Annotated in this window: 13 protein-coding genes; 5 read left to right on the forward strand and 8 right to left on the reverse strand. The window is 32.2% G+C overall.

Annotated elements, in window-relative coordinates; all coding sequences use genetic code 11:
• Positions 1-41: 41 nt before the first annotated feature.
• From FHK87_RS22870 to FHK87_RS22900, 7 genes are read right to left on the reverse strand one after another with little or no spacing between them, the layout of a single operon-like run.
• On the reverse strand, positions 42-851 hold the full coding sequence (locus FHK87_RS22870) for a 3-keto-disaccharide hydrolase (RefSeq protein WP_140597201.1): 810 nt from the start codon (positions 849-851) through the stop codon (positions 42-44).
• A gap of 12 nt (positions 852-863) precedes the next feature.
• Positions 864-1,916, reverse strand: a complete 1,053-nt coding sequence (locus FHK87_RS22875; RefSeq protein WP_140597202.1) for a sugar phosphate isomerase/epimerase family protein — start codon at positions 1,914-1,916, stop codon at positions 864-866.
• A 51-nt stretch (positions 1,917-1,967) separates the two neighbouring features.
• Complete coding sequence (locus FHK87_RS22880) at positions 1,968-3,113, reverse strand: Gfo/Idh/MocA family protein (protein ID WP_140597203.1); 1,146 nt, start codon at positions 3,111-3,113, stop codon at positions 1,968-1,970.
• 36 nt (positions 3,114-3,149) lie between these two features.
• Positions 3,150-4,379: an MFS transporter gene (locus tag FHK87_RS22885; protein WP_140597204.1), complete on the reverse strand. Its 1,230-nt coding sequence runs from the start codon at positions 4,377-4,379 to the stop codon at positions 3,150-3,152.
• Between the two features lie 15 nt (positions 4,380-4,394).
• On the reverse strand, positions 4,395-5,393 hold the full coding sequence (locus FHK87_RS22890; protein WP_140597205.1) for a sugar phosphate isomerase/epimerase family protein: 999 nt from the start codon (positions 5,391-5,393) through the stop codon (positions 4,395-4,397).
• A 16-nt stretch (positions 5,394-5,409) separates the two neighbouring features.
• Positions 5,410-6,045 (reverse strand): gluconate 2-dehydrogenase subunit 3 family protein, encoded by a 636-nt coding sequence (locus tag FHK87_RS22895; protein ID WP_140597206.1) that lies wholly within the window; start codon positions 6,043-6,045, stop codon positions 5,410-5,412.
• Between the two features lie 10 nt (positions 6,046-6,055).
• Complete coding sequence (locus FHK87_RS22900) at positions 6,056-7,747, reverse strand: GMC oxidoreductase (RefSeq protein WP_140597207.1); 1,692 nt, start codon at positions 7,745-7,747, stop codon at positions 6,056-6,058.
• 522 nt (positions 7,748-8,269) lie between these two features.
• Between FHK87_RS22900 and FHK87_RS22905 the strand changes: the two genes are divergently transcribed.
• Positions 8,270-8,728, forward strand: coding sequence for a COG2426 family protein (locus FHK87_RS22905; protein ID WP_140597208.1), 459 nt, complete (start codon positions 8,270-8,272; stop codon positions 8,726-8,728).
• A gap of 146 nt (positions 8,729-8,874) precedes the next feature.
• Here FHK87_RS22905 and FHK87_RS22910 read toward each other — a convergent pair whose 3' ends face one another.
• The gene (locus tag FHK87_RS22910) at positions 8,875-10,500 is read right to left on the reverse strand and encodes a leucine-rich repeat domain-containing protein (protein ID WP_140597209.1); all 1,626 of its coding nucleotides are present in this window, start codon (positions 10,498-10,500) and stop codon (positions 8,875-8,877) included.
• Between the two features lie 357 nt (positions 10,501-10,857).
• On the opposite strand from FHK87_RS22910, the gene FHK87_RS22915 reads away from it, so the two are divergent.
• From FHK87_RS22915 to FHK87_RS22930, 4 genes are all read left to right on the forward strand, one after another.
• Positions 10,858-11,457 (forward strand): hypothetical protein, encoded by a 600-nt coding sequence (locus FHK87_RS22915; RefSeq protein ID WP_140597210.1) that lies wholly within the window; start codon positions 10,858-10,860, stop codon positions 11,455-11,457.
• Positions 11,458-11,752: 295 nt separating this feature from the next.
• Complete coding sequence (locus tag FHK87_RS22920; RefSeq protein WP_140597211.1) at positions 11,753-12,727, forward strand: helix-turn-helix domain-containing protein; 975 nt, start codon at positions 11,753-11,755, stop codon at positions 12,725-12,727.
• 78 nt (positions 12,728-12,805) lie between these two features.
• The gene (locus FHK87_RS22925) at positions 12,806-13,660 is read left to right on the forward strand and encodes a DUF5694 domain-containing protein (protein WP_140597212.1); all 855 of its coding nucleotides are present in this window, start codon (positions 12,806-12,808) and stop codon (positions 13,658-13,660) included.
• A gap of 69 nt (positions 13,661-13,729) precedes the next feature.
• Positions 13,730-15,616, forward strand: coding sequence for a carboxylesterase family protein (locus tag FHK87_RS22930; RefSeq protein WP_140597213.1), 1,887 nt, complete (start codon positions 13,730-13,732; stop codon positions 15,614-15,616).
• Positions 15,617-15,671: the final 55 nt, after the last annotated feature.

Below are 15,671 nucleotides of genomic sequence, written 5' to 3' on the forward strand. Positions count from 1 at the left end.
TGTGAGCGTACTACAAGAATCTATACTTCTACGTATTCTTTTTATAATTCTCTAATCCAGATATTACGATATTGAACAAGATTACCATGGTCTTGTAATTTGATAGGGCCTTTACCATGAGCGTCATTTTTTGGGTGTCCAATATATTCTGTAGTTCCTAAAATTTCAACATGATCTTGTACAAGTACTCCATTGTGGATCACAGTAAAAGTGCCAGATTTTGTTTTACTTCCAGAAGCATCAAATTGGGGAGCATGAAATATAATATCATATGTTTGCCATTGATCAGGAGCCTTAGTTGCATTAACCAAAGGAATATGTTGCTTATATACAGCTGTAGCCTGACCATTAGAATATGTTTTATTTTGATAACTATCCAGGATTTGTACTTCATATCTGTTTTGAAAAAACACACCACTATTACCTCTTCCTTGTCCTTCACTTTGTATCTCATCTGGAGCGCTCCATTCTAGGTGTAATTGTACACTTCCAAAATTTTGTTTGGTTTGTATATCTCCTGATTTTGGTAACACTGTCATAGTTTTATCTTTATTGATACTCCATTTGGCACTAGTAGAGTCTTTTGTAGAAATCCATGACTCTAAATTAGAACCATCAAATAGTACGATTGCATCAGAAGGAACATTATTGTTGTTAAAAGAAATAGCTTTTGGTTCAGGTTCCCAAACCTCTGTCTCTTTAGGATCGGTGATTTCTTTCTCCGGTTCTTTTTTTTCTTCAATTATTTCTTCGGGTCTTTCTGTTTTTTCTTCAGTTGTCACCTCTTTTTTTTCATTACAAGAAAAAAAGAAGATTGTCATCATCAAAATACCGTAGCTTAAGCGTTTCATTTACTATCTTTTTTATATTCCTAAAATTTCTTTTAGTTGTTGTTTGTCAATATCAGCACCAGCAAAGTCATCAAATGCTTTTTGCGTAGCTTCAATAATATGCTTTTTGATAAAAGGAGCTCCTTCTCTTGCACCTTGTTCCGGGGATTTGATACAGCATTCCCATTCCATCACCGCCCAAACATCGCATCCATACTCAGTAAGTTTAGTAAAAATGGTTTTAAAATCGATTTGCCCGTCTCCCGGTGATCGATAACGACCTGCTCGATCAATCCAATCGCTATACCCACCAAAAGTCCCTTTTTTACCTGTTGGATTAAATTCAGAGTCTTTTACATGAAAGGCCTTTATAAATTCGTGGTAATGATCAATATACTCGATATAATCTAGTTGTTGAAGTACAAAATGACTTGGGTCGTATAAAATGTTTACTCTTTTGTGTTTTCCTGTAGCTTCGAGAAATCGTTCAAAAGTAACACCATCATGCAAGTCTTCACCTGGATGAATTTCATAACATACATCTACACCCTCTTGATCAAAATGATTGAGAATAGGCAGCCAGCGTTTTGCTAATTCTTCGAATCCCATTTCTACAAGACCAGGAGGCCTTTGAGGCCAGGGGTGCATGGTATGCCATAGTAAAGAACCCGAAAACGTTGCATGCACGTTTATGCCTAATCTTCTACTCGCAGTAGCTGCATTTTTAACTTGCTTTATAGCCCATTGTGTTCTTTCTTTTGGACTATTTTTATATTGATCAGGAGCAAAATTATCAAACATAATATCATATGCAGGATGCACTGCTACTAATTGTCCTTGCAAATGCGTAGATAACTCTGTGATTTCGAGTCCGTAATCTGCTATTTTTCCTTTTAATTCATCACAATAGGTTTGGCTTTCGGCGGCTTTATCAAGATCTATTAGACGTTGTTCCCAGGTAGGGATTTGTATACCTTTATATCCTAAGTCTGATGCCCATTTACATAATCCATCAAGTGAGTTGAATGGTGCTTTGTCATCCATAAATTGTGCTAAGAATACGGCTGGCCCTTTGATTGTTTTCATGTAAGCTATAAATATTGTTTTGTGTTTTTTATATTTAAATATACCAAAAAACTAGATTTTTACCCATTTTGCATTGTCAGAACTACTTTTTACTGCGGCATAAATAAATTTCATTCCCCGAGTTCCATCTTTTACGGTAGGAAAATCAAATTTTTTAGCCATTGATTGTCCATTTTTGATGTTGATAAGTTCTTTTGCAAAACTTCTGTAAATTGTTGCAAAACCTTCTAAATATCCTTCTGGATGCCCTGCAGGAATGCGAACATAATCAGAAGCTTCTGGATAACCGCCATTGCCTCCCGGAGTAAATATTTGTTTTGGCTGTTCTAACCATCGTGCAATAAGTTCGTTGGGATTTTCCTGATACCACTCGAGACTTCCTTTTGTACCATAAATTTTTACTCCTAAATTATTTTCTTCTCCAGTGGCAATTTGAGAGAACGTCATTGTTCCTTTAGCTCCATTTTTGAACCGAAGCAAGATGTTCCCATCATCATCAAGAGTACGACCTTCGCCAAAAGCAGAAAGATCAGCAGCTAATTCTTCTATTTGTGTACCAGTTATATATTCTACCAGATTTTCGGCATGAGTACCGATATCTCCCAAAGCGCCACCAATTCCGGATTTTTTTGGATCTACACGCCAAGAAGCTTGTTTTTGGCCTGTTTTTTCTACCGCAGTAGATAACCAACCTTGTAAATATTGTACATTAACTTTTCGTATGATACCTAAATCTCCTTTGCTAATCATGGCTTTTGCCTGTTTTACCATAGGATATCCGGTATAATTATGAGTAAGTGCAAAAACTTTTTGAGAAGATTCTACAATGTTTTCAAGTTCTTGAGCTTCGTCTAGTGTCAATGTCATGGGTTTATCACAGATTACATGAAAACCATGCTCTAGAGCCATTTTTGCGGGAGGAAAATGCATATGATTTGGAGTTACAATAGCTACAAAATCCATTCTCTCCTCTTCAGGTAGTAGTGCTTCTTTTTTGATCATTTCTTCAAAACTACCATAAGCTCTGTTTTTAGGAATTCCTAATGCTTCTGCAGAAGCAAGGCTTTTTTCTTCAGTACTTGAAAAAGCTCCGCAAACCAATGTTATCATACCATCTATACTGGCAGCTTTTCTGTGTACATCTCCTATAAAAGAACCTGCTCCACCACCGATCATTCCCATTTTTAGTAAACCCATAAGTGTGTTTATCGTTATTAAAGTTAAGTTGAAGATTTATTTTTTATACTCTATTTTTTCATTTTTAAAGAATATACCAAAAAGTAATAATACAGCAGAAGCAAATATGGCTGGAAATATCCAAATATTTTTCCAGTTATGTTGCCCTTCGCTAATTACATTAGCGTCTGTTATTTTTCCGGCAACATAAAACCCAATGAGCATTCCGAGTCCATATGTTGCCAAGGTGATCAAGCCTTGTGCTGCACTTTTAAATTTTTCTCCGGCTTTGCTATCGGTATAGATTTGTCCGGATACAAAGAAGAAGTCATAACAGATACCATGTAACGCAATTCCAATCAATAGAGTGAAAGTCAATTCACCGGCATTACCATAGGCAAACAATACATATCTAACGGTCCATGCGAGCATACCTACTAATAATGTTTTTTTGAATCCAAATTTTTTAAAGAAAAAGGGTAGGAGGAGCATGAAGAGCACTTCAGAAATTTGACCTATTGTCATTTTTGCTGCTGGATCAGGCATACCCACTTCACCCAAAAATTGTCCTGCGTGTTGATAATAAAAAGCTAGAGGAATACAAATAAGGATTGAAGAAAGGAAAAAGAATAAGAAGTTTTTGTTTTTGAGAAGTTTGATAGCATCAATACCAATGATATCACCTATATTAATTTTCTGATCTTTATCCACTTTTGGAGGTGTTTTTGGTAGTGTGAAACTAAAAACTCCTAAGATAGCAGAAGCTATTGCCGTCATCAAAAATGTATTCTTGAGCATTCCGTTAGCGATACCTTCTTCAGAATCCCAGTGAAAGATGTAGCTAATTACAAGTCCTGCAACGATCCAGCCTATAGTACCAAATACTCTTACAAAAGAAAACTCTTTGGCAGGGTCTTTCATTTGATTAAATGATACAGAATTTACCAACGCTAATGTAGGCATATAGATAATCATATATCCCAATACATAAGGATAAAAACTTGAAAAATCTTCGGCATTTGCCATTTGATACATTAAAACAGCACCTATAATATGTAATATCCCTAAAATCCTCTCGGCATTAAAGAAACGATCAGCAATTAAACCAATAATAAAAGGGGCAATTATTGCGCCCCAAGATTGGGTAGAGTATGCCATTGCGGTTTCGCCTCCACTGGTATTAAGAGTGTTTGGCAAATATATCCCCATTGTTACAAACCAACCTCCCCAGATGAAGAATTCTAAAAACATCATCAGTGAGAGTTGAAATTGAATTGTTTTGTTCATGAAAAGGTAGTTAGATTAAAGTTGTTTTACAGTATTGATAAGTAAATCACGAGTGGCAATTATTCCTTCAACTTCATTGAGTCTTTCACCTTCATATTCTACACCTATGTATCCTTTGTAATCTGCCTTTTTGATGATTTGAAGCATTTTTTGGTAATCTATTGTAGTTTCATTTCCGCTTTCATCAAAATCATAAGATTTAGCACTCACAGCTTTTGCAAAAGGCATCATTTCTTCTATCCCTTGATATTTTGGGTACTCTTTTGTACAATTTGCTCCCCATCTTTTGCCCCCTTCTCGTTCTAAACAAAAATTACCAAAATCAGGAAGCGTTCCACAATTTGATTTGCCTACTTTTTGCATCACTTCTGCAAGTAATTTTCCATTAGAAGAGAGATAACCATGATTTTCTACAATCACATTGATATTTTTGGTTGCCGCATACTCAGAGAGTTTACTTAACCCATCTGTAGCGACATCTACCCATTTTTCAGGATCGTTTGTACCAAAAAGATTGACTCTAATAGAATGGCAACCTAAAAATTGAGCGGCATCTACCCATTTTTTGTGATTTTCTATGGTTTGATTTCTTTCTTTTTCGTCTAATACAGCCAAATCTCCTTCGCCATCTACCATAATAATTAGATTTTCTACATTATATTGTTTACTCTTTGCCAATAGTGTGTCTAAGAGTTGCTGTAATGCTTTTTCAGGATCATTTTGTTTTTTAAGATCATCTGTGTAGAGTTGACTTACATATTCTAATCCAGAAAATCCTAATTCACTAGCTTTTTGAGCAAAATCGACCGGGTGTAATTCTCCTGATTGTATGGCTTTATGTAATGACCATTGTGCAAGAGATAATTTAAAAAATGGTTCTGATTCTGTTTTTACAGGTTCTTCCTCAACTTTGTTTTCTTCTTGTGATTGCGTGGTATCAGTTTCTTTTGTGTTTTGTTTACAAGAACCTAAAATTAATGCTAGAATAAGCCCTTTTAAAATGATTTGTTTCATGATTGTGGTTATATTGTTATAAAGACCAAGCTTTGCCTTTTGTTAATTTGTCTACAGATTCGCATCCTATTTGTTCTCCGGGAACAGGTAAATATGCTAGTACATTTTCTGCAATTTCTTCACTGGTTTTGAATCCCCAAATAGACATTCCTCTTACAGCATCGAGATAATTAAAAATAATAGCATCTTCTGGAACCGATTCTAAATCATCTACTGTTTTTACCTCTTGCATGGCTTTTCGATACTCTTTTTGCTCTTCTTTTGATGTTTTGAGATATTTAGCTAGAAGCGCATCATATTCTTCTGTCTTTATTTTATCTACGGGATGCTCTTCGGTTACCCCTAAAGTTTTCATCACGATTTCTGCTCCTTTTTTAAATATATTGGCATGTTCTTTTTTTGATACTGTATATGTATAATTGTCTATAAACATAGGAACATTTAGTTTCTTGGCTCCGGGAATATCGGTTTCAGGAATGATCAGATCTACTATTTGATCAAGCGCTTTTGCTTCGTCGATAGATAGTAGTTTGGGTTGCCAGGTAAGTTTGATCTCACTAGTACAACTTTGTAAGATACCTATGACTGTTGGAGTAACTGCAATATAACCTGCTGTTATTCCTATATTTTTTAAAGCCTCTCTTCTGTTCATAATTTTAGAATTAAGCGTTATTTTTCAATTGATTTGCTGCGTGTTCTGCTGCTCTAGCAGAAAAAGCCATATATGTAAGCGATGGATTGACACAACTGGCAGACGTCATAAAAGAGCCATCTGTAACATAGACATTAGGTACGGAATGTATTTGGTTATGTTTATTAAGTACAGAAGTTTTTGGATCGTTACCCATTCTAGCTGTTCCCATTTCATGAATCCCTAAACCGATTCCCCCGATGTCATCCCAAGGTTCAATATCTTTGAATCCAGCTTTTTTAAGCATTTCCATAGCTTGAGAGATCATATCTTTTCGCATTTGTAATTCATTTTCTTTGAATTCTGCATCAAAAGTTACCGTTGGTAATCCCCATTCGTCGAGTTTATTGTAGTCAAGGGTCATTTTATTCTCGTGATAAGGAAGACACTCTCCGAATCCCATTAATCCCATTCTCCATTTACCCGGTTTTAGTATACTTTCTTTAAGTTGAGCTCCATATCCTAATTCTGCAACGGTTTCTCTCCAATCTTGTCTACTGGCGCCTCCTTGGTAACCATATCCTCGTTTGAATGTTTTTTGATCGGTATTACCTCCTATATTTCTGAATCTTGGTATATATATTCCGTTTGGTCTTCTTCCTTTATAGTATTTGTCTTCAAAACCTTCAAAGCTAGCTGTTGCTCCTGCTTTGAAATGATGATCCATAATATTATGCCCTAATTCTCCTGAATCATTTCCTAGTCCATTTGGAAATCTTTCTGATTTTGATTGAAGAAGGATACTGGTAGTTGCTATTGCAGAGGCACATAAGAAGATTATTTTTGCAGAAAATTGCATTTTTTCTTTTGTTTCTGAATCTATGACTTTTACTCCTGTTGCTTTTTTGGTCTTATCATCATATATCACTTCATGTACAATAGAATTTGGTCTAAGTGTCATATTACCTGTTTTTTCTGCGGCAGGTAATGTAGAAGAATTACTACTAAAATATCCTCCAAAAGGGCAACCTCTCATGCATCGGTCTCTAAACTGACAGTTTGTTCTGCCATCGAAGGTTTTTGTTCCCGTTATATGTGCAGCTCTTCCTATCGTCATTATCCTATCTTCATAATTTTGAGAAATATTTGATTTTAGGTGTTCTTCTACACAATTCAATTGCATTGGTGGTAAAAATTGCCCATCTGGCAATTGCTCTAAACCTAATTTTTCTCCACTTACTCCGATAAATTCTTCAACTTTATCATACCAAGGAGCTATGTCTTTATACCTAACAGGCCAATCTACAGCAATTCCTTCTTTTTTATTAGCTTCAAAATCGATATCACTAAATCGATAACTTTGCCTACCCCAAACTAATGATCGTCCTCCTACTTGATAGCCTCGAATCCAGTCAAAACGTTTTGTCTCATTATAAGGATGTTTTAAATCATTGACAAAAAAGTGTCTATGTTCGCGTGATGTTACATATCCGGTACGATGTTGTTTTTCTTGCTCTGCTATTTGTTCTCTTGTAGGTTGTCCTTTGTACTCATCATCCCATGGATCATTATTCATGGTTGTATAATCTTCTATGTGACGTACCATTCTACCGCGTTCTAAAACAAGTATTTTTAATCCTTTCTCGCAGAGTTCTTTGGCTACCCAGCCACCGCTAATCCCTGTTCCAACAACAATTGCATCATATTGAGGTTCTTCTTGCATAATTATGAAATGATTTTTTTGAGTTATTTAAAAGTCATTTGTGATCTTATACCTTTATATAAGGCAGAAGATGTAGTATTTTTAATACTTTAGAATATCATTGATACCTTTATACTAGTATAGAGTAATCATCAATCAATTTATAGACATATTTATCAGAATAATAAATGTAAAAAAACATTTACCAATAACAATAAGGTTAAATTTAAAAATATTATTTGTTTTTCTGTTAAAAGTTTAAATAATTATTAATCAGCGTTTTTTGTTTAAGTAAAGCTCTTTTTTAGATTTTTGTGATTGTTTTTTGAATTGATTATTTTTTTGAAAAAAATAAAATAGAAATTGTAAGGAAAAACCATATTAGCATACAAAGATGGAAAACACCTACATCTAGAAGGTTTATCATGATTTGATTTTTGTTATAAAAGATTAGATGTTATTAATTTTATGATTTTTTAAGATGAAAATTCAGATTAGAAGCATAAAGAACATTAAATTTGTAGGCTTAAATAAAATACGCTAGTGATTCAAGATATTGTAATAGCCATTTTGTGGAGTATTTCTCCTTTTGGAGAAGCTAAAGTTGGGATTCCTTATGGGATGATTAATGGGGTAAATATTTATTTGGTATTTGTAGTTTGCTTTTTGGCAAATGTTTTGGTTTTTCCTTTGATGATGTTTTTTCTAGAAAAAGTAAACAGCTACTTATTGCGTTGGCACTATTATAAAAAAGCTGCTATATATGTAGCAAGAAGAGCAAAACTAGGTTCAGGAAGTAAAATTCAAAAATATGGTTTTTGGGGACTTCTTTTCTTTGTGATGCTTCCAATACCGGGTACAGGTGTGTATGCAGGTAGTATTGCGACTTATTTGTTTAAAATAAAAAAGAGTAATGCTTTTTTAGCCAATACAATTGGAATTTTCTTTTCTTCATTAATTGTTTGGGCAACTACCCTAATTACTATGGAAGGGATTTCCTAAACGTTTCTATTCGATTGATCGTTATTCGTATTATAAATTTATAGTAATAACAATAATGCGGAAACCTATTTTAATATAGATCCCCGCATTTACACAACTTGAAATAAAATTATTTATGATGTGATTACAAGCCGTATTCCAATTAGTTATAATTCACAAGTTGTTTGAAAATCTTTCTCAAAGACACTTAAATTTAAATCACAAATCGACTCAGAAATTGATGCAATTTGATTACTTCTTATTTGTAATATTCTAAGGTTGCTAAGATTACTAATTTCTATAGGTAAACTAGTCAAGCGGTTACCGGTCAAATCTAAAATAACAAGCTCGGTATTGTTTCCTATTGATTTTGGAATACTTGTTATCTGATTTCTTCTAACAACAAGTGTGTTGAGAAGTGTTAGATTTTCGATTTCTTCTGGCACCTCAGTCAATTGATTGCCTTCTAGGTTTAAGTTTTCTAATTGTGTGATGTTTAATATTTCTTGAGTAATAGAAGTAAATTTATTGAATTTTAGAATTAAAAATTTCAAATTAGGATTGTTTGCTAATTCGGCCGGAATATTGGTTAATTCATTATTGTTTAGATTTAATGTTCCAATTTTAATCAAGTTACCTAATTCTTTTGGAACACTAGTTAATTTATTATTGTTCAACCATAACTTGTTGATATTAATGAGATTGCCTATTTCTGAGGGAATAGACGTTAATCCATTTCCATCAAACAAAAATTCTTCAACATTTGAAAGATCACCTATCTCTGTAGGTAAACTAGCCAACGAATTATTATTTCTTACAATGAATCTTTTTAAGTTAGAAAGTTTTCCAATTTCAGGAGGGAGGTTTGTAATTTTTGTTGAATTTACCGCTAATGATTCTAAAGTAGAAAGGTTACCAATTTCTTTTGGTAGATCGCTTAGTTCTAAAAGAAACATTATAGTAAGTTCTTTGAGATTAGATAGATTACCAATTTCTTTTGGAATACTGGTAATTTTATTTCCTACTATTCTTATTTTCTCTAATTTACTTAGATTGCCGATTTCTATGGGGAGCTTCTCTATTGGATTATTATCAAGTTGAAGTTTTTTTAAGTTAACTAGATTTCCAAGTTCATTTGGTAGGTCTATTATTTCATTAGAATTTAGGTCTAATATTTCAAGGTAATTTAAATTTACAAGAACTTCCGGCGGAATAACTGTGAGATTAGATCTATCGATATTAAGTTCAGTTACTTTACCGTCTTTAACAACTACATCTTCCCATACAGAAATATCTTCTTCATTAATATCCCATCTCAAACTATTTGCAGGATTAGCATTGTATAATAGAATCAAAGCTTCTCTTTCTGTAAGTTCTTCAAACAGTTTTACGGTTACAATATATTCTTGGGTACTTCCGTCTTCTGCAGTAACAGTATATGTTATGGGTTCTTTAAAATCAACAGTTTCTTTATTTTCTGGGCTAATAGTAGCTTTTTCAGATATTGTGATAGATGGTTTGAGTGAGGTAGATGAGCTTGGTGCTACAATAGAAATTCTAATAGTTTTGCTTTCTGTATCTACAGAAGCTTTGAGATCAGAAGATAGTATTTCATTATCTTCTGATAAAAGTGAAAATGTTTTAATTTCTTTTGCACTGCTTTCTTCAACTTGAGGTGGTGGTGGTGTGTTATCTGTAGATGGTGGCGTATCATCATCACTACTACAAGCAACAATAAATGTACTAAAGAGGCATAAAACTATGCTTTGTAAGTTTTTTGTAAGAATTCTCATTTTGAAATTTAATTTTATAATTCTATTTTTTTTGAATGTATAATTTCTGATGAGAGAGAGTAGACAATCAGCGTTTTACAATTTTTCCATGCAAATTTTAAAATTCTTTTTTGTAATTTTAGGAATCACTTTCTGATTAACTGTTTTCAGTTGCTGAAAGTAGTTTCTTACTTTCTGAAAATACTTAATGAGTAAATTGTAAGATGAAAACCTAATGCTTTTTTAACTGTTAAAACTTATTTTGAGACTGATATTATTATTCAAATACGTATATAGAACTTTGAAAACAGCTAATGAAGTTATAAATTTGACCTTTCAAAATTATATATTATTAAACCCCAAATTAATATTGAACACATGAAAAATTTATTATTGATAGTAGTTTTTTTATACTCTTTTATATCTGCAAATGCACAAAATGAACAAATTTCTATTCAATCCATTAGTGATAAAGAATTTTCTGTTAATAGTATAAATGGAATTCCTTTTACAGTTGTAATTGAGGAAAGCAATAATGATGGTCAATTTCACTTACCAAGTGGGGGAAGTGTTACCTTCAGGCTTTATGATATGATCGAAAACAGAAGTACTCTTAGAATTATTTTTGAAGAAGAAATGTATCATTCTTTAGAAGATAAACTAATTAATCAGTATACAACTGAATTAGAATGGATAGGCTCTACGCTTAATATTAAGGATAATGATTTGAAAATGTTTCCTACACGTCCTGTTTTTACAGATGCTGCTTTAGAAAAACTAAAATCAAAAGTGTTTGATTATGTTGATACAGACGAGAAAGAAGATTATTTTAATCAGTGGATCGAAAAAATAAACTACTCTGTTGGTGCCGTACAATATTTTAGTGATATGTATGCTGCATCTAATGGCGAAAATAACTCACAACGTCGCGACTTTTTACCAATTAATATTTCTGAAGCACTTCAAAAAAATAGATAATACTTCTTGATAATAAGTAACTATTAAAATGTTCATTTCTGGTATATCAAAAATATTAGGAATGCATTTGTATAAGTTTCTTTTTGGATTCGAATATGTATTAGTGGTCTAATAGCTTCTTTGCTGTATTTTGGAATAAAATACTTTTTTGGTATCTCAAAACAGTTTTTTGGTGCTCTAAAACAATTTTTTTGTAACGTTTATGTAAACATATGGTCTCGTAAATATTATAAAAATAAATTACTTTTTCACATTATTATGAATAGTAGTAAGTGAGAAAATATAGATGTATTAGATGAAAGAAGTCGCTTATCGTATAGGACATACCCCGTTTATAGCTCAAACAATAGCAAATACCTTTGGGATCAAAATCAAAAATTCCAGTTATGATATCAAAAATGCATTGGTAGATGGGAACGTTGAGTTTTACCAGTTTAATGAAGGCCTATCTATACAGATAAGTAAATTTAAACCTGAAGCTCCTATTAAAGTAACACGTATAGGTACAAATAATCAAGAACTTATCATATTAGATTTTCATATTGTAGGTAATGCTAGTTTGAATATTACAAATAACAATATAGAATCAGAAAACATTAATGGATTGCAGCATGGAGCTTATTTTGCCTCTTCAGAAATTGAATCATTTGCAGTCTTTCCCGCCGGATTCTACAATGAACAATTACACATTGTCATGGATAAAAAATGGTTGAAAAGCTTCTTTTCATCTGATATTGAAGAGATTTTACATAAAGTAATTGCCTCAGAGTCGTTTTTTATGTATGAACACCTTACTAGCAAAATTACTGCACTATTAATTACGATTTTTGGTTCAGATGTAAATGCAGATTTCAGGCAAAGCTATTTACATGGCAAAACTATTGAATTGTTATCGTTATTTTTTAACCGAATAAAAAATAGAGAAGAGAATTTAAACTATACAACCTCTAATTATACAGATGTTTCTAATTTATTTGAATTAATGCAGTTTGTAGATGATCATTTAGATAATGATCTAAGCGTTCAACGACTTGCCGATAAAATAGGGTACAGCGAAAGTAAACTACAAAAGCTTTGTAAAGCGGTTTATGGAAAAAGTGTTCTAAAAGAGATTACACAACGTCGTATGAACAAAGCTTTAGAATTACTTGGTAGTCGAAAATATACAATTACAGAAGTTGGATATAAAATGGGATACCAGAATATGAGTCATTTTTCAAGCGCGTTTAAGAGAATTCACGGATTTCTTCCTTCAAAATATTTAAAATAACTGAAACAGAGTATAGATTTACTTAAATGGAGTATCTACATACCTATATAATTATAGTTATTTGGGGTTTGATAGTCTATGAAAGTAATTACATTTTTATTTTATTGTTTCGTTTTTCATCTAATAAGTTATGCTCAGGAGCAATCCAAAGTAGAAATAGCCTTGTTAGGAACATTTCACTTTAATCAAGTACATAACCTAGATCAACCAAATACAAATTTTTTTGGAGAGGTCCTGCAATCAGATCTAGGAAATGTATTAGATAAACTCAAAGCGTATAAACCTGATCGAATTTATATAGAAAGAGAACCACGATTTCAAAAAGCAGTTGATAGTTTATTCTTATTATACCAAAATGATAAGGTACAATTAAAAGATATTAGTGGTGGGGCAGGAGAGGTATACCAATTGGCATTTAGGTTAGCCAAAGAATTAAAATTAAGATCTCCGCTTTGTGTAAATCATTATGAAAGTACTTCGCAAGAGTTATTGAATTCTGGAAAAAATATAGAAATATATCGTAACGACTTAAAAAGCTTTCAACAATTAGGGAGAGGAATAGTGGGTGATTTTATAAAAGGAAAGACTTCTTTACTAAAAACGTTGGAGTTAATGAATACACCTGAGAATATTAGAAAATCGCATCGTCTATTTTTTAATACACCGGCTTATGTAAAAGAAGGAAGTTTTGCAAATTATAAAAATATAGATGCTACTTCGATGGATACAAATTATGTAGGAGCTGAATTTATTTCTTTGTTTTATAAACGAAACCTCAAAATCTATTCTAATATACTTAATGCTCAATTAGATAAAGGTGGAATAAAAATATTGATGATTACGGGTCAGACTCATGTTGGAGTATTACAAGAGCTTTTACAAAATAACATAAATTTTAAAGTAGTGCCCCTGCACAACTATTTGAAATTATAATAATAGTGTTTTAATGAGAAATTACTGTAACATATAACATTTTATATCATCCTTATTAAAATGTAAAAAATGAAATTAAGACATATACTCTATTTCTTTGTTATAATATCAATGATTGGATGTCAAAAAGAAGAGCCCTCAGGGATTTCATTTCTTGAAAAAAAACCGATCATCGACGGGGTTCTTGATAAAGAGCTTACTGATTTAAAAGAATTTGAATTTAATCACATTTGGCAGTTTGATAATCCGGTTACAGATACAGTACCTGTTACATATAGAATGGGGTATACTTCGACTCATTTGTACGTTTATATTGAAGCTAAGAGTGATAGTATAAACTACAGAAAGAGAGGATTTGTTAACGGGGATGGATTCAAATTATTGCTGGCCAAGCCTCAATTAGATTCGTTAACAGATGAGTATTATGATATGGTCTTTTCTGCTTCAAAAGACAAAGAATATTGGGCAAGAAAACGAATTTGGGAATATAATCGTGCTCAGGGATCAAATAAAAAATTTAGTAAGAATACACTTTTTGAAGAGAAAGCTTCTAATGGAAAATCAGGATTTGAAGCTTTGATTTCGTGGAAAGATATAGATCCTTACCATCCATGGTTCATGGAAAAAATTGGGTACAATCTTTATTTTGCAAAAGCAATACAAGATACCATCACAAATGGATATGCTGTAGTCGAAGATGAAGCTATATGGGATGAAGAAATTCCTAAGCGTAATTATAAATTGCTATCTTTTGATTTGCCGACAACTATTACAAATGAACTAGTACTTTTTAGATGTAAAAATAGAAATATTATCAAGCAAGATACGCTTTGGATAGAACAAGTTACAAAGGCGGATGATAAATATTCAAAGGAAATAGGGCTTAAAATATTTGATCCTCAAAATCAACAAGTTTTCAAGCTCAAAAAGAATCTTAAATTGACTGATCAATTTCTGAAAGACAAGTTTCAGGTGACAACTTCATCTCTAGATGAAGGCATATATCAAATGGTTATAATGTCAAAAAATGATACATTATTAAAAAGTTCAATTACAATTTTTCCAAAAATTGATTTTAAGAACATTAATAAAAAAATCAAACAAAACACTACCAAATTAAATCAGGGAATCGCTAACACTTTGTTATTTAAATTTCAACAGTTAGAAAATCAAATTCGAGATTTAAAGTATTACGAAAGCGGTCAACAATATTATAAGCTTTATACTACAATTAAAAAAGAATATTTAGATTTTTTGAATGGAAAAAATCCTTTTCTAAATATAGAAAAGCCTTATCGAAGAGCATTTCAATCTAAAAGTGATAATTCTTATCAACCTTATACGATCAAATTACCAAAAGAGTATGATTCTAATAAAAAGTATCCACTGTTAGTTTTTTTGCATGGTAGTGGAGCAGATGATGTTGGATTATTAAATAGTCCACGAAGTAATGGAGAGTTTATAGAAATAGCTCCTTTTGCCAGAGATAAATACAGAGCATATACATCAGATATTTCTCAAAGAGATATTATTGATGCTATAGAAGATGTTTCAACATATTTTTCAATAGATAAACAAAATATTATTGTTGGTGGATTTTCTATGGGAGGATATGGTGCTTTAAGGACATTTTATGAGTATCCGAATCTGTATAAGGGAGTAGCCGTGTTTGCGGGACATCCAAATCTAGCTAATTATTGGTTGAAAGGAAATCATCCAAACTTCTTAGATTCAAAATATCTAGAGGTATTTCAAGATAAACCGGTATTTGTATACCATGGTAAGAAAGATGGTTCTTTGCCGGTTCATTTGATAGAAAACATGATCGCCAAAATGGAAAAAGCAGGAATTGATGTAACACATAGAATTGTAAAAGAGTACGGACATCAATATCCTGATCAACAGACAAATAATCTATATTTTGAGTGGTTAAAAAACACTATAAGTTCTCAATGATTACTTTTAGAATAAGGTAAAAGAGCTTAAAATTAAACAATTGTTTTTCAATAGA

The organism is Aquimarina algicola (genome assembly GCF_006443095.1).
Classification (GTDB): Bacteria; Bacteroidota; Bacteroidia; order Flavobacteriales; family Flavobacteriaceae; genus Aquimarina; species Aquimarina algicola.

What these genes read in the sequence shown, in the direction of transcription:
- FHK87_RS22870 (WP_140597201.1), bottom strand. Translation starts at nt 851, where the DNA reads ATGAAACGCTTAAGCTACGGTATTTTGATGATGACAATCTTCTTTTTT.
- FHK87_RS22875 (WP_140597202.1), bottom strand. Translation starts at nt 1,916, where the DNA reads ATGAAAACAATCAAAGGGCCAGCCGTATTCTTAGCACAATTTATGGAT.
- FHK87_RS22880 (WP_140597203.1), bottom strand. Translation starts at nt 3,113, where the DNA reads ATGGGTTTACTAAAAATGGGAATGATCGGTGGTGGAGCAGGTTCTTTT.
- FHK87_RS22885 (WP_140597204.1), bottom strand. Translation starts at nt 4,379, where the DNA reads ATGAACAAAACAATTCAATTTCAACTCTCACTGATGATGTTTTTAGAA.
- FHK87_RS22890 (WP_140597205.1), bottom strand. Translation starts at nt 5,393, where the DNA reads ATGAAACAAATCATTTTAAAAGGGCTTATTCTAGCATTAATTTTAGGT.
- FHK87_RS22895 (WP_140597206.1), bottom strand. Translation starts at nt 6,045, where the DNA reads ATGAACAGAAGAGAGGCTTTAAAAAATATAGGAATAACAGCAGGTTAT.
- FHK87_RS22900 (WP_140597207.1), bottom strand. Translation starts at nt 7,747, where the DNA reads ATGCAAGAAGAACCTCAATATGATGCAATTGTTGTTGGAACAGGGATT.
- FHK87_RS22910 (WP_140597209.1), bottom strand. Translation starts at nt 10,500, where the DNA reads ATGAGAATTCTTACAAAAAACTTACAAAGCATAGTTTTATGCCTCTTT.
- FHK87_RS22915 (WP_140597210.1), top strand. Translation starts at nt 10,858, where the DNA reads ATGAAAAATTTATTATTGATAGTAGTTTTTTTATACTCTTTTATATCT.
- FHK87_RS22920 (WP_140597211.1), top strand. Translation starts at nt 11,753, where the DNA reads ATGAAAGAAGTCGCTTATCGTATAGGACATACCCCGTTTATAGCTCAA.
- FHK87_RS22925 (WP_140597212.1), top strand. Translation starts at nt 12,806, where the DNA reads ATGAAAGTAATTACATTTTTATTTTATTGTTTCGTTTTTCATCTAATA.
- FHK87_RS22930 (WP_140597213.1), top strand. Translation starts at nt 13,730, where the DNA reads ATGAAATTAAGACATATACTCTATTTCTTTGTTATAATATCAATGATT.